The organism is Amycolatopsis sp. DG1A-15b (assembly GCF_030285645.1).
GTDB lineage: Bacteria > Actinomycetota > Actinomycetes > Mycobacteriales > Pseudonocardiaceae > Amycolatopsis.
In genome coordinates, this window is record NZ_CP127296.1 from 1117926 (window position 1) to 1141722 (window position 23797).

The following is a 23797-nucleotide window of genomic DNA, read 5'->3' on the forward strand; positions in this document are numbered from 1 at the left end:
CACCCGACTCGCGTTGTGAGGAAACGAAAGCGATGACCACCTCGAGGAAGAGCCGCATCGACGCGCTGCCCGCGGAACTGCGGGAGACGCTCAAGCGCCGGCTGGCCGGGCGGGCGGAGCGGTCCGACGTGATCGGCCGGGCGCCGCGGGAGAACGCCCTGCCGCTGTCGTTCGCCCAGCAGCGCCTGTGGTTCCTCGACGAGTTCCGCCCGGGGGACGCGGAGTACAACAGCGCCGTGGCGCTGCGGCTGACCGGGCCGCTCGACACGAGCGCCCTCACCGGCGCACTGGCGCGGCTGGTGGCGCGGCACGAGTCGCTGCGCACGACCGTCGACGACACCGGCGGCACCCCGCTGCAGGTCGTCCACGCCGATCCGGAGATCCCGGTGCGGACGGTCGACCTGACCACCGACCCCGCGTTGCGGCCGGCCGACCTGGACGAGGTGCTGGAGGCGGAGTACGGCCGGTCGTTCGACCTCCGCCGCGGCCCGCTGGTGCGGCTGCTGCTGGTGCGGGTCGCCGACGAGCACCACGTCCTGCTGATCACCGCCCACCACATCGTCACCGACGGCGAGTCGATGGGCATCCTGGTCGGCGAGCTCGGCACGCTGTACGCAGCCGCCGTGCGCGGCGAAGCCGCCGAGCTGCCCGAACCGGCGGTGCAGTACGCCGATTTCGCCGTGTGGCAGCGGAACCGGCTCGCCGGACCCGCCCTCGACCGGCACCTCGCCTACTGGACGACCCAGCTGGCCGGCGTCGAACCCCTGGACCTGCCGTCCGACCGGCCGCGCCCGGCCGTGCGCACGACGGCCGGTGCCGTGCACCGCTTCAGCGTCCCGGCCGGCGTCGCGGCGGGACTGGCCGAGCTGGCCCGGCTCCACGACACCACGCTCTACACCGTGCTGGTCGCGGCCTGCCAGGTGCTGTTCGCCCGCTACACCGGCCGGAGCGACATCGCCGTCGGCACCGTGGTGTCCGGCCGGAACCGGCCCGAACTGCAGCGGACGGTCGGCTTCTTCGTCGACACCGTCGTCATCCGGTCCACTGTGGACCGGTCCGCGCCGTTCGGGACGTTCCTCGACGCCGTCCGCACCACCGTGCTGGAGTCCTTCGAGCACGCCGAAGCCCCGTTCGAAAAGCTCGTCGAAGCCCTGCGCCTCGACCGCGACGCCAGCCGCAACCCGCTGTTCGACGCGATGGTGCTGCTGCACGGGAGCCAGGGCGGGCAGGCGGACTTCGCCGGGCTGACGGCCGAGCCGGTCGAGGTGGCCCGCCGCGCGGCGAACTTCGACCTCACCGTCGAGTTCCAGCCGGCCGCGGACGCGCTCGAAGGCTCGCTGGAGTACAACACCGACCTGTTCGACGAGCGGACCGCCGTCGCGCTCGGCGAGCACCTCACCGTGCTGCTGACCGCGATTGCCGCCGACGCGCGGCGCCCGGTCGGCGAGCTGCCGCTGCTGACCGGGGACGAACGCCGCCGGCTGCTCACCGGCTGGAACGACACCGCGCTGGACGTGCCCGCGGCCACCGTCACCGAGCTGTTCGAGTCGCAGGCCCAGCGCAGCCCGGACGAGACCGCGCTCGTCGCCGGGGACATCGCGCTGAGCTTCGCCGAGCTCAACGCGATGGCCAACCGCCTGGCCCGCCACCTCGTCGCGCTGGGCGCCGGCCCCGAGCGGGTGGTGGCGCTCGAGCTGCCGCGGACGGCCGAGGCGATCGTGGCCTTCCTGGCGGTGCTGAAGGCGGGGGCGGTGTACCTGCCGATCGACCCGGCGCTGCCCGCCGACCGGAAGGAGCTGCTGCGGCGGGACGCCGGTGCCACCCTCGTCCTCGGAACGGCGGAAATCGCCGCCGCGCACCAGGAGTACTCCGCCGCGGACCTCACCGACGCCGACCGCCGGGCGCCGCTGCGGCCGGACAACACGGCCTATGTCATCTACACGTCCGGGTCGACCGGCCGCCCGAAGGGCGTGGCGGTCCCGCACCGCAACCTCACCAACCTGCTCTTCAACCACCGCCACGACTTCGCCGCGCCCGGACGGCGGCTGCGGGTCGCGCTGACCGCCACCCTGTCGTTCGACACGTCCCTGGAAGGCCCGCTGCTCATGGCCGACGGCCACGAGCTGCACCTGATCGGGGACGAGGTCCGGCTCGACGCCCACGCCCTCGTCGGCCACATCGCCGAACGCCGGATCGACTTCCTCGACCTCACCCCGACCTACCTGCGCCGGCTGATCCCCGCCGGGCTGCTGACCGACCCGCGGCACCGGCCCAAGATCCTGATGCTCGGCGGCGAAGCCCTGGACGACACCCTCTGGCGGGACCTCGCCGGCGCCGAAGTCACGGTGGCGCACAACTTCTACGGCCCCACCGAGTACACAGTGGACGCCGTCTCCTGCCGGGTCGGCGAAACGGCCCGCCCGGTGCTGGGCCGTCCGCTGGCCAACACCCGCGCCTACGTCGTCGACCAGGACCTGCGGCCGGTGCCCGCCGGGGTGCCCGGCGAACTGTGCCTCGCCGGGGCGCAGCTCGCCCGCGGCTACCTCGGGCGCCCGGGCCGGACGGCCGGCAGCTTCGTCGCCAATCCGTTCGGCGCGCCGGGCGAGCGGATGTACCGCACCGGCGACCGGGCCCGCTGGACCGCGGACGGGCAGCTGGAGTACCTGGGCCGGCTCGACGACCAGGTGAAGATCCGCGGCTTCCGGGTCGAGCCGGGCGAGGTCGAGGCCGCGCTGGTCCGCCTGCCCGGGGTCACCGCGGCCGTCGTGGTCGCCCACCGGCCGGACGGCGGCCACGCCCGGCTGGTCGCCTACGTCGTCGGCGCCGGACCGGTGCCGCCCACCGCCGACGAGCTGCGCGCCGCCCTGCGGGCCACGCTGCCGGACTACCTGGTGCCCTCGGCGTTCGTCCCGATCGACGCGATCCCCCTGACCCCGCAGGGCAAAGTCGACCGGCGGGCCCTGCCCGCCCCCGACGCCCCGGCGGACAGCGGCCAGGCCTACGTGCCCGCGCGCACCGCCGTCGAACACCAGCTGGTGGCGATCTGGTCCGAAGTGCTCGGCAACGACCGCATCGGCGTCGAGGACAACTTCTTCGGCCTCGGCGGCGACTCGATCCTCAGCATCCAGGTGGTCGCCCAGGCCCGCCAGGCCGGCCTGCGGCTCACCTCGCGGGACATCTTCCTGCACCAGACCATTGCCGGGCTCGCGACCGCGGTGCAGACCGCCGCGGTCCAGGCCCCGGCGGCGGGACCGGTCGCCGGCCCCGCCCCGCTCACCCCGATCCAGCACTGGTTCTTCGCCACCCACGGGCCCTTGGCCCACTTCACCATGTCGCAGCTGCTCGAGCTGCCCGCCGACGTCGACCCGCAGGCGCTGCGGACCGCCCTCGACGCGGTCGTCGCCCACCACGACGCCCTGCGGAACCGGTTCTTCACCGTCGACGGGCAGTGGCGGCAGGAGGTCACGCCGGAGCCGCCAACCGGCGTCCTGCGGATCCGGGACCTGTCCTCGCTCGGCGACGCCGGGCAGCGCGCCGGTGTCGAGGCCGCGGCCGCGCAGGTGCGCGCCGGCCTCGACCTGGCCACCGGCGTCCTCGCCGGCGCGGCGCTGCTCGTCCGCGGCGCCCGGCCGCCGCTGCTGTTCCTGGCCGTGCACCACGTGGTCACCGACGGCGTTTCGCTGCGGCTGCTGCTCGGTGACCTCGAAACCGCCTACGGCCAGGTCGCCGCCGGGGCGCCGGTCCGGCTCGCGGCCACCGCCACGCCCTTCACCCAGTGGGCGCACCTGCTGGAGCGGCACGTCCGTTCCGGCGGGTTCGACGACGACCTCGAGCACTGGACGCGGGTGGCGCGCCGGGTCCCGGCGGCGCTGGCGGCCGACCACGCGGGCGCCGGCACCACCGGCTCCACCCGCACGCTGACCGTGACCCTCGGCGCCGAAGACACCGACGCGCTGCTGCACCGCGTCCCGGCGACCTACCGGACCCAGGTCAACGACGTGCTGCTGAGCGCCCTCGGGCGGGCACTGGCCGACCGCACGCGGGAAGACGGCGTCCTGATCGCCCTGGAGGGGCACGGCCGCGAGGACGTCCTCGACGGCGTCGACCTTTCCCGCACCATCGGCTGGTTCACCACGCAGTTCCCGGTGGCGCTCGACCTGCCGCCGTCGGGGGACTGGGGCGCCACCCTCAAGGCGGTCAAGGAGCAGCTGCGGGCCGTCCCGCGCCGCGGCCTGAGCTACGAGGCCCTGCGGTACCTCGGCGAGCCCGGCGCGCCCGGACACGCGCTGCAGGCGTTCCCGCTGCCGCAGATCTGCTTCAACTACCACGGCCGCTGGGACGCCCAGGCCGGTGACCACGGGCTGTTCCGCGGACGGCACGACAGCCCGGGCGCCGACATCGCCCCGGACGAGGCAAGCACCTACCAGCTGGACGTCACCGGCGTCGTCGAGTCCGGCGCGCTGTCGTTGACCTGGTCCTACTCCGACCAGGTCAACGACGAAGACACCGTCCGCGAGCTGGCGGAGGCGATGCTCGCGGGCCTGCGCGAGATCGTCGCCCACTGCGCACGGCCCGGCAGCGGCGGCCGCACGCCGTCGGACTTCCCGCTCGCCCGGCTCGATCAATCCACTGTGGACAGAATTGCCGGCGACGGCCACGACGTCGACGACATCTACCCGCTGACCCCGCTGCAGGCGGGCATGCTGTTCCACAGCCTGCTCGATCCCACCGCCGACGCCTACGTCGACCAGGCACGGATGCTCCTGGACGGTGTTCGCGACCCCGACGCGTTCGCACAGGCCTGGCAGCAGGTCGCCGACCGCACCCCGGTCCTGCGGACCGAACTCGTCTGGGAGGGCGTCGAGGATCCCCTGCAGGTCGTGCGGCACCGGGCGGTCGTGCCGATCACCCGCCACGACTGGCGTGGCCTGTCCGAAGCCGAGCAGACCGCCCAGCTGGACCGGCTCTCGGCCGACGACGCCGCCACGGGCCTGGATCTCACCACCGCCCCGCTGATGCGGCTGGCGATCATCGCGCTGACCCACGACCGCGTGCTGCTGATGTGGACCTCCCACCACATCGTGCTCGACGGCTGGAGCCTGGCCCGGATCTTCACCGAGGTGTGCGAGCAGTACGCCGCGATCACCGAGCACCGGGTGCCCCGCGTGCCGGCCCACCGGCCGTTCCGCGACTACCTCGGCTGGCTCGCCGCGCAGGACGTCACCGCGGCCGAAGACCACTGGCGCACGGTGCTGTCCGGCTTCGCCGCGCCGACACCGCTGCCGTGGGACCGGTCCCCGGCGAGCGCACACCGGACGCGCTCGTCGCGGACGGTCCGGACGTCCTTGTCCACAGAGGACACTGGTCGGCTGCGAGACGTGGCCCGGCGCCACGGCCTGACCGTCAACACGCTCGTGCAGGGGGCCTGGGCGCTGCTGCTGGCCCACTCCAGCGGTGAACCCGACGTCGTGTTCGGCACCACCGTCTCCGGCCGGCCCGACGACCTGCCGGGCGTGGAGACCATGATCGGGATGTTCATCAACACCATCCCGACCCGGACGCGGATCGACCGCGGCGAGCCGGTGCTGTCGTGGCTGCGGCGGCTGCAGGACGAGCAGAACCAGGCCCGCCGCTACGACTTCCTCGCGCTCGGGAAGCTGCGCGCCCTCAGCGACGTCCCGCCGGGGGAGAACCTGTTCGACAGCATGGTCGCGTTCGAGAACTACCCCTTCGACGAGGACGCCGCCGCGCAGGCGGGCGTCACGCTGCGCGAGGTGACCGCCCTCGACGCCACCACCTTCCCGGTCACCCTGCGCGCCTACGTCGACCGGCGCCTCGGCTTCGAGCTGGGCACCGACCCGGCGCTGTTCGACGAGGAGACCGCCGTGGCCATGGCGGCCCGGCTGGAGACCCTGCTGCTGGGGATCGCCGAGAACCCGGACCGCCCGATCGCCCGGCTGCCGTGGCTGTCGGCCGAGGACCGCGCCGGGCTCACCGCCGACCGGCCCGCGTCGCTGCCCGCCCCCACCATCACCGAGCTGTTCGCCGCCCGGGTCGCGGCGCAGCCGGAGGCGATCGCGCTCACCGCCGACGGCGTCTGCCTGACCTACGGCGAGCTCAACGCGCGGGCGAACCGGCTGGCGCACCGGCTGATCGAGCTCGGCGCCGGGCCCGAGCGGTTCGTCGCGCTGCGCCTGCCGCGCTCGGCGGAGCAGGTCGTCGCCATCCTCGCCGTGCTCAAGGCCGGCGCCGCCTACCTGCCGATCGACCCGGCCACCCCGGCCGAACGCGTCGAGCGGATGTGCGCCGACACCGATCCCGTCGCCGTCCTCGCACCCGAAGACGTCGACGTCGAGACGGGCCCCGAGACCGACCCGCCGCCGCGCTGCACGCCCGACCACCCCGCCTACGTCATCTACACCTCCGGCTCGACCGGGCTGCCCAAGGGCGTGGTGATCCCGCACCGCAACGTCACGCGCCTGTTCGCCGCGACGGACGCCCGCTTCGGGTTCGGCTCGGACGACGTCTGGACGCTGTTCCACTCCTACGCGTTCGACTTCTCCGTGTGGGAGATCTGGGGCCCGCTGCTGCACGGCGGCCGGCTCGTCGTCGTCCCGCACGCGGTGTCCCGCTCGCCGCGGGAATTCCTGCGCCTGCTGGCCGACGAGGGCGTCACCGTGCTCAACCAGACGCCGTCGGCGTTCTACCAGCTCATCCGGGCCGACGAGGACGATCCCGAAGCCGGCGGCCGGCTTGCGCTGCGCTACGTGATCTTCGGCGGCGAGGCCCTGGAAACGCGCCGGCTGGCCGGCTGGTTCGCCCGCCACGGCGACCGCGCGCCGCGGCTGGTGAACATGTACGGCATCACCGAAACCACCGTGCACGTCACCCACCACGACCTTCGGTCCGACAGGGACACAGTGGACGCGCCGGGACTCATCGGCACCGCCCTGCCCGACCTGCGCGGGTACGTCCTCGATCCGGACCTGAACCCGGTCCCGGCCGGCGTGCCCGGCGAGCTCTACGTCGCCGGCGACGGCCTGGCCCGCGGCTACCTCGGCCGCCCGGGGCTGACCGCCGCCCGGTTCGTCGCCGACCCGTTCGGCGCGCCCGGGTCCCGGATGTACCGGTCCGGTGACCGCGTGTCCCGCACCCGCGAAGGTGCCCTGCGCTACCACGGCCGCGCCGACCACCAGGTGAAGATCCGCGGCTTCCGGATCGAGCCGGGCGAGATCGAAGCCACCCTGCTCGCCCTGACCGACGTCGGCTCGGCGGCGGTGCTGGCCCGCGAGGACGAACCCGGCCGCAAGCGGCTGGTCGCCTACGTCGTCCCGGCGACACCGGACGCCCCGCCGAGCGCGGCGCGGCTGCGTGAGCACCTCGGCCGGTCGCTGCCGGACTACATGGTGCCATCGGCGTTCGTCACGCTCGACGAACTCCCGTTGACCCGCAACGGAAAGCTCGACCAGCGCGCGCTGCCTGCGCCCGCCGCGGCGGGGCCGGAAAGCACCGAGTTCGCCGAACCCCGCACCGAAGCCGAACGCACGGTCGCGACGGTGCTGGCCGCCACGCTCGGCCTGGAGCGCGTCGGGGCCGACGGCAACTTCTTCGAGCTGGGCGGGGATTCCATCCTCAGCATCCGGTTCACCTCCGCGCTGCGAGAGGCCTTCGGCGTCGAGGTGTCCCCGCGCACGGTGTTCGACCACCCGACGGTGGCCGGCTTGGCGGCCGCGCTGCCGGCCGCGTCCGCCACGCCGCTGTCCGCGGCGATCACCCCGGCCGGCCGCGACGCCGAGCTGCCGCTGTCCTTCGCCCAGCAGCGGCTGTGGTTCCTCGACGACTTCGCGCCCGGCAGCACCGACCACGTCACGGTCTTCGGCGTGCGGCTGCGCGGCGACCTGCGGCCCGACGCGCTCGGCCGGGCGCTCACCACGCTGATCGCCCGGCACGAGTCGCTGCGCACCACGTTCCCGGCGGTCGACGGACGCCCCCGCCAGGTCGTGGGGGAGCCGTGGCAGCTCGCGCTGCCGGTCACCGACCTCGCCGGCTCGTCGACGGCGGAGGAGGACCTGCGGCGGCTGCTGGCCGACGACCTCGCCCGGCCGTTCGACCTCGCCCGGGGCCCGCTGCTGCGGGCGCGGCTGGTCCGCCTCGCCGCGGACGACCACGCGCTCGTGCTGTCGCTGCACCACATCATCACCGACGGCTGGTCGATGGGCGTCCTCGCCGGCGAGCTGGCCACCCTCTACGGCGACGAGCGGGTCACCCTGCCGCCGCTGCCCGTCCAGTACGCGGACTTCGCGGCGTGGCAGCGCGAGCGCCTCACCGGCGAGTTCCTCGACGAGCAGCTCGGCTTCTGGCGCCACGAGCTCGACGGCCTGCGCCCGCTGGACCTGCCGACCGACCGCCCGCGCCCGGCCACCCGGACCTCGAACGGCGCCGAGCACGAGTTCACCCTCGGCGCCGAGGCCCTCGCCGGGCTGCGCCGGCTGAGCCGCGACCGCGACACGACGCTGTTCACCGCGCTGGTCGCGGCCTGCCAGCTGGTGCTGCGCCGCTGGTCCGGCCAGGACGACGTCGCCGTCGGCACGGTGACCTCCGGCCGCGACCACCCGGAGGTCCAGGACCTCGTCGGCCTCTTCGTCAACACCGTCGTGCTGCGGTCGCAGGTGGACGGACGGCGGGGCTTCGGCGAGCTGCTCGGCGCCATCCGCCGGACGGTCCTGGACGCCTTCGCCCACCAGGAAGTGCCGTTCGAGCGGATCGTCGACGAGCTGAGCCCCGACCGCGACCCCAGCCGCACCCCGCTGTTCGAGGTGCTGGTGACCCTGCAGAACGCCGGCAACCGCCTGCCCGCCCTCACCGGGCTCACGGCCGGGGAACTGACCCTGCCGATGACCACCGCCGGGTTCGACCTGAGCGTCGAGTTCGAGGAGCGCCCGGACGGGCTGCGGGGGTTGCTGAACTACAACACCGACCTGTTCGACGCGGCGACGATGCGGCGGTTCGCCGAGCACCTCACGGTGCTGCTCACCGCCGTCGTGGCCGACCCGGACCGGCCGGTCGACGCACTGCCGCTGCTGCCCGCGGCCGAGCACGCTCTCGTCGTCGAGACGTGGAACGCGACCGGCCGGCCGGTGCCGGACGCGGGAGTCGTCGAGCTGTTCGAGGCCCAGGCCGCCCGGACCCCGCACGCGACCGCCCTGGTCTGCGGCGGCACGGCGTTGTCGTTCGCGGAGCTGAACGCCCGTGCCAACCGGGTCGCGCGGGTGCTCGTCGCCCGGGGTGCCGGGCCAGAGCAGCTGGTGGCGGTCGCCCTGCCGCGCTCGGCCGACCTGGTCGTCACGATGCTCGCCGTCCTCAAGGCCGGTGCCGCCCACCTGCCCCTGGACCCCGAGCTGCCCGCCCGCCGGCGGGAGGCGCTGCTGGCCGACGCCCGGCCGGTGCTGGTGCTCACCGAGCCGGTCGTCGCGGAAGAAGCGGACACGAACCTCACCGACGCCGACCGCCCTGCGCCGCTCACCCCGGACCACGCCGCCTACGCGATCTACACCTCCGGCTCCACCGGAACTCCGAAGGGCGTGCTCGTCGGCCACCGCGCGCTCGCCAACTTCGCCGTCGACCACGCGGGCCTCTTCACCGCCGCGGCCGGGAAGGACCGGCTGCGGGTGGCGCTGACCGCGGCGTTCTCGTTCGACGCGTCCTGGGAAACCGTGCTGCTGATGCTCACGGCCGGGCACGAGCTGCACGTGATCGACGCCGAGACCCGGCTCGATCCGGGCGTGCTGGCCGGGTACGTCGCCGAGCACGGGATCGACCTGGTCAACTCGACGCCGTCGTTCGTCCGGCACCTGCTGGACGCCGGGTTCGGGGAACACCGCCCGCCGGTGCTGCTGATCGGCGGGGAAGCCGTCGGCGAAGCGCTGTGGCGCGAGCTGAGCGACCTCGACGGCGTCACCGCGTTCAACCTCTACGGGCCGACCGAGTGCACCGTCGACGCCACCCTCTGCCGGATCGGCGAAACCGCGCGCGAGGTGATCGGCCGCCCGCTCGGGAACGTGCGGGCCTACGTCCTGGACGACCGGCTGCGCCCGGCACCGATCGGCGTGCCCGGTGAACTGCACCTGGCCGGCGTCCAGCTGGCCCGCGGCTACCTGAACCAGCCCGGGCTGACCGCGGACCGCTTCCGCGCCAGCCCCTTCGGGCCGCCGGGCAGCCGGATGTACGCCACCGGCGACCGGGCCCGCTGGACCGCCGAGGGCTACCTGGAATACCTCGGCCGCGTCGACGACCAGGTCAAGATCCGCGGCTTCCGGATCGAGCCCGGCGAGGTCGAGGCGGCACTGCGCGCCCTGCCCGAGGTCGCCGACACGGTCGTCGTCGCCCGCCGCGACGACGGCCACGCCCGGCTCGTCGCCTACGTCGTCCCCGCCGACGGGTCCGCCGCGGACCCGGCCCGGCTGCGGACGGCGCTGAAGTCGACCCTGCCCGACCACCTGGTGCCGTCGGTGTTCGTCCCCCTGGACCGGCTGCCGCTGGCCACCAGCGGCAAGGTCGACCGCCGGGCACTGCCCGCGCCCGCCGTCCACCCCGCCCCGGCCGAGGGCCGGACCGCCCCGCGCACCGGCACCGAACGGCTGCTGGCGGAAATCTGGGCCGACGTCCTCGGCGTCGGAGAACCGGGCGTGGACGACAACTTCTTCGCCCTCGGCGGCGATTCGATCCTCAGCATCCAGGTCGTCTCCCGGGCCCGGCGCCGTGGCCTGCGCCTGACCTCCCGGGACGTCTTCCGCCACCAGAGCATCGCCGAACTCGCGCTCGTCGCGGGCGCCGAAGCGGCCGCCGAGCCCGAAGCCGGGTTCACCGGCTCGGCGCCCCTCACACCGATCCAGCGGTGGTTCTTCGAAACCGGCCACCACGACCACTTCACGATGTCCACGCTCGCCGAGCTCGATCCGGCCGTCTCGGTTCCCGCGCTGGAAACCGCATTGGGCGCGGTGCTGGCCCGCCACGACGCCCTGCGCACCCGGTTCACCCGCACCGAGGACGGGTGGCGGCAGGAGTTCCGGCCCGACGCGGAAATCCCGGCCCTGCGGCACGTGTCCGGTGGGGACATCAGCACGGTCGCGGCCGAGGCTCGGGCGGCGCTGCGGGTCGAGGGCGGCCCGCTCGTCGCGGCCGCGCTGATCACCGCTCCCGGGCAGGCACCGGGGTTGCTGCTGGTCGTCCACCACCTGGTGGTCGACGGCGTGTCCTGGCGCATCCTCTTCGACGACCTGGAAACCGCCTACCGCCAGGTGGTTTCCGGGCAGCCGGCCGACCTCGGCCCGGCGCCGGTCAGCTTCCTCCGCTGGGCGGACCGCCTCGCGGGGCACGCGTTCGACGCCGAACAACCGTACTGGACCGAAGCGCTCGACGGAGTCGACCCGGACCTGCCGGTGGACGCGACGGGGGAGAACACCGCCGGAAGTGCCCGCACGGTCACCGTCCGCCTGGACCCCGCCACCACCGACGCCCTGCTGCACCAGGTCCCCGAGGTCTACCGCACGCAGATCAACGACGTCCTGCTCGGCGCGCTCGGCCGGGTACTGGCCCGCTGGACCGGCCGCGAACGCGTCCTCGTCGGTTTGGAAGGGCACGGCCGCGAGGAAATCTTCGACGACCTCGACCTGTCCCGCACGGTCGGCTGGTTCACCGCCGAGTTCCCGGTCGCGCTCACCCTCCCCGCGACCGAAAACTGGGGATCGACCCTGAAGGCCGTCAAGGAGCAGCTGCGAGCCGTCCCCGGCAAGGGCCTCGGCTACGGCGCGCTGCGGCGGCACGACGACCCGGTGCCGCAGATTTCCCTGAACTACCACGGACAGTGGACCGCCGGCGGCGACGACGGCGGGCTGTACCGCGGCTGGGGTGGCGACCTCGGCGACGACATCGACCCCGAGCGGCCGCGCACGGCCCTCCTGGACGTCGTCGGCATCGTCGACGGTGGCCGGCTCGAACTCGCCTGGACCTACGCCCCCGGCGTGCACCGCGAAGACACCGTGCGCGGGCTCGCCGAGCAGGTCCTCACGGCGTTGCGCGAGATCGTCGCGCACTGCGCCACCCCGGGCGCGGGAGGCCGCACGCCGTCGGACTTCCCCTTGGCCCGGCTGAGCGCGGCCGAATTGGACACCGTGGCCGGCGACGGCCGTGCGGTCGAGGACGTCTACCCGCTGACCCCGCTGCAGGCCGGGATGGTGTTCCACACCCTGGTCGATGCCGGGTCCCCGGCCTACTTCGAGCAGGTTCGCATCCGGCTCGCTCGCGTCGCCGACCCCGCCGCGCTCGCCGCGGCCTGGCAGCGGGTCGTCGACCGGACCCCGGTGCTGCGCACCCGGCTCGTCTGGACGGGTGTCGAAGAGCCCGTGCAGGTGGTGGACCGCGCCGCGACCCTGCCGGTCACCCACCACGACTGGCGCGACCTCGGGCCGGCCGAGCGGGAAACCGCCCTGCGGGACGCCCTGGCGGCCGACCGGGCCGTGCCGTTCGACCTCACCCGGGCCCCGCTGACCCGGCTGACGATCGCCGCCCTCCCCGGCGACGAGGTCGACCTCGTGTGGACCTCCCACCACGTGCTGTTCGACGGCTGGAGCTCCGCGCAGGTCTTCGCCGAAGCCTGCGAGCAGTACGCCGCCGCGACCGCCGGCGTCCGCCCCGCCCTGGTCACCCGGCGCCCGTACCGCGACTACCTCGGCTGGCTGGCCGGCCGCGACCAGGCCGCGGCCGACGCGTTCTGGCGGGACACCCTGGCCGGCTTCGACGCGCCGACCGCGTTGCCCTACGACCGCCCGCCGGCCGAAGCCCACCAGTCCCGGTCCACCGATTCGGTCCGGATCGAGCTGCCGCCGGCCGCGACGCTGCGGCTGCGGGAGTTCGCCCGGACCCACGGCCTCACCGTCAACACCGTCGTGCAGGGCGCCTGGGCGTTGCTGCTGGCGATGTTCTCCGGCGACCGTGACGTCGTCTTCGGCACCACCGTCTCCGGCCGCCCGGCCGACCTGGCCGGCGTCGAAACCATGATCGGGCTGTTCATCAACACCATCCCCACCCGCGTCCGCGTCGACGGCACCCAGCCGGTCGCGCGGTGGCTCGGGCAGCTGCAGACGGCCCAGAGCGAGGCCCGCGACCACGACTTCGTGTCGCTGGCCCGGCTGCGCCCGCTCAGCGACGTCCCGGCGGGGCAGAACCTGTTCGACAGCATGGTCGTGTTCGAGAACTACCCGATCAGCGAACCCGCCACCGCGGGTGCGCCCCGGGTCGTCGAAGTGGGCTCGGCCGACGCCACGAACTTCCCGCTGTGCCTGCGCGCGTCCCTCGACGAAGGCCTCGCCCTCGACCTCGCCTACGACCCGGCGCTGTTCGACCGGGACACGACGGCGGCCCTGACCGACCGGCTGGCCCGGCTGCTCGACGCCGTCACCGCCGACCCGGACCGGCCCCTGGCCCGGGTGCCGTGGGTCGACGCCGCCGAGCGCGCCCGGGTGCTCGCGGACGCCCACGGCCCGGGCGCCGCCGGGACGCCGTCCACGGTGCCCGCGCTGTTCGCCGACCAGGTGCGGCGCCGTCCGGACGCCGTCGCCGTGCTCGCCGGCGACCGCAGCCTGACCTACGCCGAACTCGACGAGCGGGCGAACCACCTGGCCGCGCAGCTGGCCGGCCTGGGCGTCGTCGCCGAAGACCGGATCGGGCTGCTGCTGGAGCCGTCGGTCGAGCACGTCGTCGCCGAACTCGCCGTGCTCAAGGCGGGTGCGGCCTACGTCCCACTGGACACCCGGGCGCCGCACGAGCGGCTGCGGGCCGTGCTCGCCGAGGCCGGGGTGTCGGTCGTGGTGTCCGGCGACAGCTGGGTGCCGACCGCCGAAGCCGTCCACAGTGGACCGGTACGGACCGTGGGCGGGCAGCGGTCGCGGACCGCACCGGAATGCTCCGTGGCGCCCGAAAACCTCGCCTACGTCATGTACACCTCCGGCTCCACCGGCGTCCCCAAGGGCGTCGCCGTGCGCCACCGCGACATCACCGCGCTGGCCCAGGACGGCCGCTTCGCCGGCGGCGCCCACACCCGGGTGCTCGCGCACTCGCCGCTGGCTTTCGACGCCTCCACCTACGAACTGTGGGTCCCGCTGCTCAACGGCGGCGCGACGGTCCTGCCCGACGGGCCCGACCTCACCGTGGAATCGTTGCGGCGCGCGGTTTCCGCGCACGGGGTGACGGCGGCGTGGCTGACCGCCGGGCTCTTCCGGCTGCTCGCCCAGGACGCCCCGGACTGCCTGCGCGGCCTGCGCGAGGTGTGGACCGGCGGCGACGTCGTGCCGCCCGCCGTGGTGCGGGCGGTCCAGGCCGCCTGCCCCGACCTCGTCGTGGTCGACGGCTACGGCCCCACCGAAACGACCACCTTCGCCACCTCGTTCCGGATGACCGGCGGGGCGGTCGTCCCCGCACCCGTGCCGATCGGCCGTCCGCTCGACGGCATGCGCGCCTACGTGGTGGACGCCGAGCTGCGCCCGCTGCCCGCCGGGGCGCCCGGTGAACTGTGCCTGGCCGGCGCGGGCCTGGCCCGCGGCTACCTCGGCCGGCCCGGCCTGACCGCCGAGCGGTTCGTCCCCGACCCGTTCGGCGCGCCGGGTGAGCGGATGTACCGCACCGGCGACGTCGTCCGGCGCGGTCCCGGCGGCGACCTGGAATTCCTCGGCCGCTCCGACGACCAGGTCAAGCTGCGCGGGTTCCGGATCGAGCTCGCCGAGGTCGAGGCCGTGCTGGCCGCCCACCCGGCGGTCGCCCAGGCGGTCGCGAGCGTGCACGCGGACGCCGCCGGCACCCGGCGACTGATCGCGCACGTCGTCCTCACCCCCGGGCGGACCGCGGACCCGGCCGGCCTGCGCGGCCACGCGGCCGCGTCCCTGCCGGAGTACATGGTGCCCGCCGCCGTGCTGGTGCTGGCCGCGCTTCCGTTGAACCGCAACGGGAAGGTCGACCGCCGCGCGCTGCCCGCCCCGGACGGCCCGGTGACGTCGCAGCGGCCCTACGCCGAGCCGGCCACCGCGACCCAGCGCGCCGTCGCCGGGATCTGGCAGCGGCTGCTCGGCGTCGAACGGGTCGGCGCCCAGGACAACTTCTTCGAGCTCGGCGGCGACTCGATCCTCAGCATCCGGCTGGTGTCCCGGCTGCTGGCCGAATGCGGCGTGTCGCTGTCGCCGCGGGCGGTGTTCGCGCACCCCACGGTCTCCCGCCTCGCCGCCGCGATCGAAACCGTCGGGGCCACCGCCAAGGACCCGATCCCGGCCGTGCCCCGTGACCGCGAGCTGCCGCAGTCCTTCGCCCAGCAGCGGCTGTGGTTCCTCGACGAGTTCGAGCCGGGCGGCACCGAGTACGTGACCAGCTCCGCGGTGCGCCTGCGCGGCGCACTGGACGTCGACGCGCTCGCCGGGGCGTTCACCGCGCTGGTCGCCCGGCACGAGCCGCTGCGCACCACGTTCGGCTCGGCCGACGGCCACGGCGTCCAGGTCGTGCACCCGCCGTCGCCGGTTCCGCTGCCGGTCGTCGACGCTCGCGAGGAGGAACTCGCGAACATCCTGCGTGCCGACGGCGAACAACCCTTCGACCTCAGTGCAGGGCCGCTGCTGCGTGCCAAGCTGATCCGGCTCGCCCCGCGGGAGCACGTGCTCACCGTGGCGGTGCACCACATCGTCACCGACGGCTGGTCGAACGGGCTGATCGCCGAAGAGGTCGGCGCGTTCTACGCGGCCGCGCTGCGCGGCGAACCGGCGGACCTGCCGCCGCTGCCGGTGCAGTACGCGGACTTCGCGGCCTGGCAACGCGGCCGGCTCGCCGAGCGGGTGCTGGCCGGCCAGGTCGACTACTGGGCCGAGCGCCTGCGCGACCTCACCCCGCTGGAGCTGCCCACCGACCGGCCCCGGCCGCCGGTGCGCACCACCCGCGGCGCGACGCGCGAGATCGTCGTCCCGGCGGCGGTGACCGCGCGGCTCGAGCAGGTGAGCCGGCAGCGGGAAACGACCCTGTTCACCACGCTCGTCGCCGCCTGCCAGGTGCTGCTCGGCCGCTGGGCCGGCCAGGACGACGTGGCCGTCGGCACGGTCACCTCCGGCCGGGAGCGCCCCGAGCTCGAAGGGCTCGTCGGGTTCTTCGTCAACACGCTGGTGCTGCGGTCTCGGGTCCGCCCGGACGTGGCGTTCACGGCGTTCCTCGACGAGGTCGCGGCGGGCGTCCGCGCGGCGTTCGACCACCAGGACCTGCCGTTCGACCGGGTCGTCGACGCGGTGCAGCCCGGCCGGGACCCGAGCCGGACGCCGCTGTTCCAGGTGATGGTGGTGCTGCAGAACAGTCCCCGCGAAGCGGCCCGGCTGCCCGGCCTGGAGACCGAGGAGCTGCCCCAGCCGGCGACGGCGGCGAACTTCGACCTGACGCTGGAGTTCCAGCCGGACGGCGGAGTCCTGCGGGCGGCGCTGACGTACAACACGGATCTGTTCGACGCGGCCACGATCGACCGCCTGGCCACGCACCTGGGCGTCCTGCTGGCGGGCGTCGCGGACAGCCCGGACCGGCCGCTCGCCCGGCTGCCGCTGATCGGCGCGGCCGAGCGCGACCTGGTCCTGGGTGCCTGGAACGACACGGCCGTCCCGGTGGAGCCGCGGACGCTGCCCGAGCTGGTGTCGGCCCGCGCGCGGCGGACGCCGGACGCGACGGCGGTCATCGCGGGCGAGTCCCTCACCTACGCCGAGCTGGAGAGCCGCGCGTCCCGGTTGGCGCGGGTGCTCGCCGGACGCGGCATCGGCCCGGAGCGGATCGTGGCCCTGGCCCTGCCGCGCTCGGTGGAGATCGTGGTGGCGCAGCTCGCGGTCCTGAAGGCGGGCGGGGCCTTCCTGCCGGTGGACCCGACTTACCCGATCGAGCGCATCACGTTCATGCTCGCCGACGCCCGCCCGGCCCTGGTCCTCACCCTGGAGGGCGTGGCGCCCCCGGCACCCGAGGGAGTGCAGGTGCTGGCGCTCGACGACCCGAGGCTGTTCGACACCGCGGCGGCCGCGGCGCCGGGAGGCGTGGGCGAGGCTTCGGTCCTGGCCGCCGCTTCGGCTGAGCCGGCCGTGTCCGCCGCCGCTTCGACCGAGCCGGCCGTGCCCGGCGCCGCTTCGGCTGAGCCGGCCGTGTCCGCCGCCGCTTCGACCGAGCCGGCCGTGCCCGGCGCCGCTTCGGCTGAGCCGGCCGTGTCCGCCGCCGCTTCGACCGAGCCGGCCGTGCCCGGCGCCGCTTCGGCTGAGCCGGCCGTGTCCGCCGCCGCTTCGGCCGAGCCGGCCGTGCCCGGCGCCGCTTCGGCTGAGCCGGCCGTGTCCGCCGCCGCTTCGGCCGAGCCGGCCGTGCCCGGCGCCGCTTCGGCTGAGCCGGCCGCGTCCGCCGCTGCTTCGGCCGAGCCGTTCCCGCCGGTCCCCGTCCGCCCCGAGCACCCCGCCTACGTCATCTACACCTCCGGCTCCACCGGCCGGCCCAAGGGCGTGGTCGTCACCCACGCCGGGCTGGCCTCCTTCGCCGCCGCCGAAGCCGAACACCTCCAGGTCACCGAAGGGGACCGGGTCCTGGCCTACTCTTCGCCCAGCTTCGACGCGGCCGTCCTGGAACTCTGCCTGGCGCTGCCCAGTGGCGCCGCGCTCGTCGTCGTCCCGCCCGAGCCGCTGCTCGGTGAACCCCTCGCCGAGTTCCTCGCCACCCACCGGATCACCCACACCCTGATCCCGCCCGCCGCGCTGGCCACCGTGCCCGCCACCGACCTGCCGGACCTGCGCACCCTCGTCGTCGGCGGCGACGCCTGCCCGGCGGAGCTCGTCGACCGGTGGGCACCCGGACGGCGGATGATCAACGCCTACGGCCCCACCGAATCGACGATCGTCGCGACCTGGAGCGACCCGCTGGAACCGGGCACGCCGCCGCCGATCGGCCGGCCCATCCCGAACACCCGCGGCTACGTGCTCGACGCCGCCCTCCAACCCGTGCCGATCGGCGTGGCCGGCGAGCTGTACGTCGCCGGGCCGAGCCTGGCCCGCGGCTACCTCGACCGGCCGGGCCTGACCGCCGACCGGTTCACCGCCAACCCCTTCGGCGCGCCGGGGGAGCGGATGTACCGCACCGGCGACGTCGTCCGGTGGACCGCCACCGGGCAGCTGGAGTTCACCGGCCGGGCCGATGACCAGGTCAAGGTCCGCGGCTTCCGCATCGAGCTCGGCGAAGTCGAGGCGGCGCTGACCCGCCACCCCGGTGTCGCCGCCGCGGTGGCCGCCGTCCAGCAGGACGAGTCGGGCCACAAGCGCCTGGTCGCCTGCTTCGTCGCCGAACCGGGGGCCGGCCAGGCCGGCGCCGGCGAACTGCGGGAGTTCCTGAGCCGGTCGCTGCCCGGGCACCTGGTGCCCGCCGCGCTGCTGGAGCTGCCCGCGCTGCCGCTCGGGCCGAGCGGCAAGGTCGACCGCCGCGCCCTGCCCGTGGTCGCCGCCGCGGCCGAGCCGGCCACCCGCCACGTCGAGCCGGTGACCCCGGCAGAGCGCGCGCTCTGCGAGATCTGGGCCCAGGTCCTCGGCCTGAACCGGGTCGGCACCGCCGACAACTTCTTCGAGCTGGGCGGCGATTCCATCCTCAGCATGCAGGTCGTGTCCCGCGCCCGGCAGGCCGGGCTGCGGGTGTCCACCAAGGACATCTTCCTGCACCAGACCGTCGCCGCGCTGGCCCCCGAAGCCGGCGCGGTGGCCGAGGAAGCGGCGGCGGACGGGCCGGTCGTCGGCGAGCTACCGCTGACCCCGATCCAGGACTGGTTCTTCGCCACCCACACCGTCAACCCGCACCACTTCAACCAGTCGATGCTGGTCGAGCTCGCCGACGGCTTCGACGCCGGCGCACTCGACCGGGCGCTGGCCGCGGTGTGGACCCACCACGACGCCCTGCGCATGCGGTTCACCCGCACCGAAGGGGGCTGGCGCCAGCACAACGCCGACGTCGAGCCGGTGCCCGGGCTGCGCCACGAGGACCTGACCGCCGAGCCCGCGGCCGGCCGGGCGGCCGCGCTGGAGCGGATCGCCGACGCCGTCCACGCCGGGTTCGACCTCGCGCGGGGCCCGCTGCTGACGGCGGTCCTGGTCACCGCCGATCCGGCGTGGCGGCCGCGGCTGTTCCTGGCCGCCCACCACGTCGTGGTCGACGCCGTCTCCTGGCGCATCCTGCTCGACGACCTCGACACCGCCTACCGCCAGGCCGCCCGCGGCGTCCCGATCGACCTCGGCCCGCGGACGACGTCGTTCCGGGACTGGGCGCACCGCCTGCGTGACCACGTCCGCGCCGGCGGCTTCGACGACGAGCTGGCGTACTGGACCGGCCTGCCCGCCTCGGGCGAGCTGCCCGTGGACCACGACGCCACCGGCACCGGCTCGGCGGAGGTCACCGTGGCGCTCGACGCCGACGACACCAACGCCCTGCTGCGCTCGGCGCCGTCGGCGTACCGCACGCGCGTCAACGACGTCCTGCTCGCCGCCCTGGCGTGGGCGCTGGCCCGGTGGACCGGACGGCCGGACGTCTCGATAGCCCTCGAAGGCCACGGCCGGGAAGACGTCCTCGACGGCGTCGACCTCAACCGGACCGTCGGCTGGTTCACCACCCTCTACCCGGTGGCGCTCTCGGTCGACGGCGCGGACGACCCGGACTGGCGGACGCTGGTCAAGTCGGTTCGCAAGCAGCTGCGGGCCGTGCCGGGCAACGGGTTCGGCTACGGCGCCCTTCGCCACCTCGGCGACCCGGACGTCCGGAAGCAGCTCGCGGAAACCGGGCCGCAGCCGCAGATCTCGTTCAACTACCTCGGCCAGTGGGACGACTCCGGGGCGGCGGCGACGTCCGAAAGCCTCTTCGCGGCGGCCCGCGGTTCGCTCGGCCTCGACCACGACCCGGCCGAGCACCGCCCGTACCTGCTCGACCTGGTCGGCGCGGTCCAGGACGGCGAGCTGGTGTTTTCCCTGATCCACCAGCCCGATCGCCACGACCGGGCGACGGTCGAAGCCGTGGTGGGCGACTTCGCCACCGCGCTCAGGCGGATCGCCGCCGACAGCCGGAAGGAGCGGCGGTGACCACGCGCCTTTCGCGGAACCGGAACTACCGGCTGCTGTGGGGCAGCCAGGCGCTGTCGGAGGCCGGGTTCAGCGCGTCGATGATCGCGTTGCCGCTGCTGGTGCTGGCGGTGACCGGTTCGCCGGCGCTGTCCGGGCTGGTGCTCGGCGTCGACGCGATGGCCCAGCTGGTCGCCGGGCTGCCCGCGGGCGCGCTGGCGGACCGGTGGGACCGCAAGAAGATCCTGCTCGGCTGCGAGGCCGCGTACTCGGTGGCGGTGGCGAGCCTGGTGGTGGCGATCTGGTGGGACGGCGTGCGCATCCCCCACCTGATCGCGGTCGCGGCGGTGATGGGCTGCTGCCGGTCGCTGTTCGGCCCGGCCGAAGGCGCGATGCTGGCCGGGGTCGTGCCCCCGGCCCAGCTGCCCACGGCGGTGGCGATGAACTCCGCGCGCGGCGCGCTCGGCCAGCTGTCGGGCACCGCGGTCGGCGGGTTCCTCTACGGCATCGGGCGGGCCGTCCCGTTCGCCTTCGACGTGCTGGTCCACCTGATCTCGCTGGTCGCGCTGACGTTCGTCCGGGCGCCGCGCCGCGAGGCCGCCCGGCTGGAGGGCGGGCACCTCGGCCGGGAGATGGCCGAGGGGCTGCGCTGGGTGTGGAGCGAACGGCACGTGCGCGTCACGGTGGCGTGCGCGGTGAGCTTGAACTTCTTCTTCAGCGCCTACTACATCGTGATCATCGTGCTGGCCAAGGAGCGGGGCGTCACCTCGGGCGAGATCGGCGTGATGGCCGCGATGCTCGGCGTCGGCGGAGTGGTGGGGTCGCTGATCGCGCCCTACCTCCAGCGGCGGCTCAGCCCGTACGTGTCGATCATGAGCGTGTTCTGGGTGCTGACCCTGCTGACCCCGCTGGCGGCCGTGATCCACGACGGCTACCTGCTGGGCGCGCTGTTCGTCGCCATGGCCCTGCTCCCGCCGACCGCCAACACGACGATCGGGACCTACCAGCTGCTGCTCACCCCGGACCGGCTGCGCGGGCGGCTGACCAGCGTGATGGGCGTGATCGGCGGGGTGTCCGCGGCGACCGGGCCCGCCTTCGGCGGCCTGGTGGTGCAGGCGTTCCCCGGCACCGGCGCGGTCGTGCTGTGCGCCGCGGGAATCGCACTGGTGACCCTGGTCGTCACGGTGAGCCCGACCCTGCGCCGCTTCCCCCGCAGCGACACCCTCGTCCCCGCATCCCAACCGACGACGACCGAGGAGAAAACATCATGACCACCCAGGAATCCGGCGTCGCGTTCGCCTTCGAAGACCTGCTGGCGCGCTCGGCCGAGCTGCGCGAGCGCGGCCCGGTGCACCACGACGAAGAGCGGGGCCTGTGGCGGGTGCTCGACCACCCGGGCGTCTCACGGGTGCTGTCCGACCCGGCGGTGTTCTCGTCGGACTTCAGCGGGCTCACCCCGGTCCAGGAGGACTTCGAAACCTTCCGCAAGGGCAACTTCGTCGGGATGGACCCGCCGGATCACCGCAAGCTGCGCACCCTGGTCAGCCAGGCGTTCACCCCGCGGGTGGTGGCCGGCCTCGAGCCGCGGATCCGGGCCATCGCCGGCAAGCTGCTCGACGAGGTCGCCGGGGCGTCCCGCTTCGACGTCGTCGACGCCCTCGCGTACCCGCTGCCGATCATCGTGATCGCGGAGCTGCTCGGCGTCCCGGTGGCCGACCGCTCGCTGTTCACCCGCTGGGCCCAGGTCCTCTTCAGCGGCGACCAGCTGGGCGAGTCGGCCGACATGGCGGACATCCAGCGCGCCCTGGACGCGATCGCCCCGACGATCCGCGAGATGAACGCCTACATCCTCGACCACATCCGGCACCACCGCGCCCACCCCGGCCCGGGCCTGACGAGCCGGCTGGTGGCGGCGGAGTTCAACGGCGAGCGCCTCGAGGACCAGGAGATCGTGGGGTTCGTCGCGCTGCTGCTGATCGCGGGCCACATCACGACGACGGCGTTGCTGGGCAACGCGGTGGTGACGTTCGACCGCAACCCGGCCGCGGCGGCGGCGCTGCGGTCGTCACCGGCCGGCCTGCCGGCGGCGCTGGAGGAGGTGCTCCGGATGCTGCCGCCGTTCCCCGAGCTGGGCCGCCGCACGACCCGCGAGATCGAGCTGGGCGGCCACCGCATCCCGGAGAACTCGATCGTGATGGCGGACCTGGCGGCGGCCAACCGGGACCCGGCGTTCTTCGACCGGCCGGACTCGTTCGACCCGGCGCGGAACCCCAACCCGCACCTGACGTTCGGCCACGGCATCCACTTCTGCTTCGGCGCGCCGCTGGCGCGGCTGGAGGGCCGGATCGCGTTCGAGGTGCTGTTCGAGCGGTACCGGGACCTGGCGGTCGCCACGGACGCGCCGGTGGAGTTCCAGAACCCGTCGGTGATCGTCAGCGTCAGGCATCTGCCGCTGGACGTGGAGCGGGCCTGACCGGCCGCGGCGCACGCACGGGTTTCCGCGGGTGCGCCGCGCCTTTGTGGTGGCTGTTCGGCAGGTCGTGGACGTCGCGCTGCCATCGTCGCAGCGAGTTGCCGGGCATCCCGGCCTGCCGCAGGATGTCCACCCGGTTCTGGCCGCTGAGCCACAGCAGGAAGGAGCGGTCGACGACGTTGAGCCGCCGAGCTCCGAAGTCGTAGTCCAGGACGATGGGACTGATCTCGAGGTGGTGCATCTGGAATTCGGAGATCTCCGGGAGCTCGCGGATCAGATCCCTGAGGTTCGGATCCACGGGGGCACCGAAGGTCCCGATGAATTCGGCGATCTCCGCCACGCTGAGGCCGCCTTCGAGGCGGGCGATGTCGCACGCCAGGACGGTGAAGATCGTCCAGCGGTAGATGTTGGTCAGCATGGTGGTCGGGCCGGCGGAGAAACTGTCGATGAAGCTTTCCGCGCGGCTGGCCTGATCCTGGACGATCCCGTCCATCAGTTTTTTCGCGTGTTCGAGCGACCCCACTGTCGTGCCTTCGTTGGCGTCGCTGATCACGCCTTGCTCGATGCAGGCCTGGTAGCAGGCCTGCTGCACGACCCACACGCTGTCCAGGCAGCTGTCGAGGATGTGCTCCTTGAAGTCGCGGTCGAAGGTGATGCCGATCAGTTCTTCCCCGGACGAGATCACCTTCTCGAGTTCCGGCCGGGACCACTTGTCGGCGTTGACGGTGGAGATACGACCGCCGAGATCACCGTTGTAGCGCAAGAGTTTGTTGTCGTCGAGCCAGACGCCGATGATGACGAACCGGCGATCCGAGTAGTCGAAGTAGCCCTTGAGCGATCGGAGAACGAGTGCTGGACCTTGTTGGGGAGGTAGTGGAAGTCCTTCGAGCACGATCAGCGTCTTCGTCTTGATCGAGTCGAGGGCGCGGTTCTTGATGTTCCACTTCCGCAGGCAGGTCTTGCCCTGCTTGGACGAACCGTGGATCACGATGTGGTGGTTCTGCGCCAAAGCGAGGAAAAGCTTGTTGCCGACCTTGTCCCGCTCGACGTAGTTCAGCGGCAGGTCGCGGGAGACGCCGAAGACTTCGTTCACTTGCGTGATGGTGGGCAAATCTCCGGGCAAGGGCGGGAAATCGTGAATCAATCTCGGCGGGTTCCTCATGAAATCCGGCACGTGCCCTCCCTTGCGTGGCAGGACGGT

4 protein-coding genes are annotated in these 23797 nt (G+C 74.0%); 3 read left to right on the forward strand and 1 reads right to left on the reverse strand.

The features are described 5' to 3' along the window. Window positions 1-32 precede the first annotated feature (32 nt). From QRY02_RS05255 to QRY02_RS05265, 3 genes are read left to right on the forward strand one after another with little or no spacing between them, the layout of a single operon-like run. Window positions 33-20144: a non-ribosomal peptide synthase/polyketide synthase gene (locus QRY02_RS05255; protein ID WP_285990353.1), complete on the forward strand. Its 20112-nt coding sequence runs from the start codon at window positions 33-35 to the stop codon at window positions 20142-20144. Further along, window positions 20141-21394, forward strand: a complete 1254-nt coding sequence (locus QRY02_RS05260; RefSeq protein ID WP_285990354.1) for an MFS transporter — start codon at window positions 20141-20143, stop codon at window positions 21392-21394. Before QRY02_RS05255 ends, QRY02_RS05260 begins: the two co-directional genes overlap by 4 nt. Then, a complete protein-coding gene (locus QRY02_RS05265; RefSeq protein WP_285990355.1) occupies window positions 21391-22596 on the forward strand; it encodes a cytochrome P450 in 1206 nt (401 codons plus the stop codon). The genes QRY02_RS05260 and QRY02_RS05265 overlap by 4 nt, the downstream gene beginning before the upstream one ends. Here the strand turns inward: QRY02_RS05265 and QRY02_RS05270 are convergent. Beyond that, window positions 22562-23770, reverse strand: a complete 1209-nt coding sequence (locus tag QRY02_RS05270; protein WP_285990356.1) for a hypothetical protein — start codon at window positions 23768-23770, stop codon at window positions 22562-22564. The two genes, QRY02_RS05265 and QRY02_RS05270, sit on opposite strands and share 35 nt — an antisense overlap. Window positions 23771-23797 lie beyond the last annotated feature (27 nt).

Coding starts and splice junctions, on each gene's coding strand:
- QRY02_RS05255 (WP_285990353.1), top strand. CDS start 33: ATGACCACCTCGAGGAAGAGCCGCATCGACGCGCTGCCCGCGGAACTG.
- QRY02_RS05265 (WP_285990355.1), top strand. CDS start 21,391: ATGACCACCCAGGAATCCGGCGTCGCGTTCGCCTTCGAAGACCTGCTG.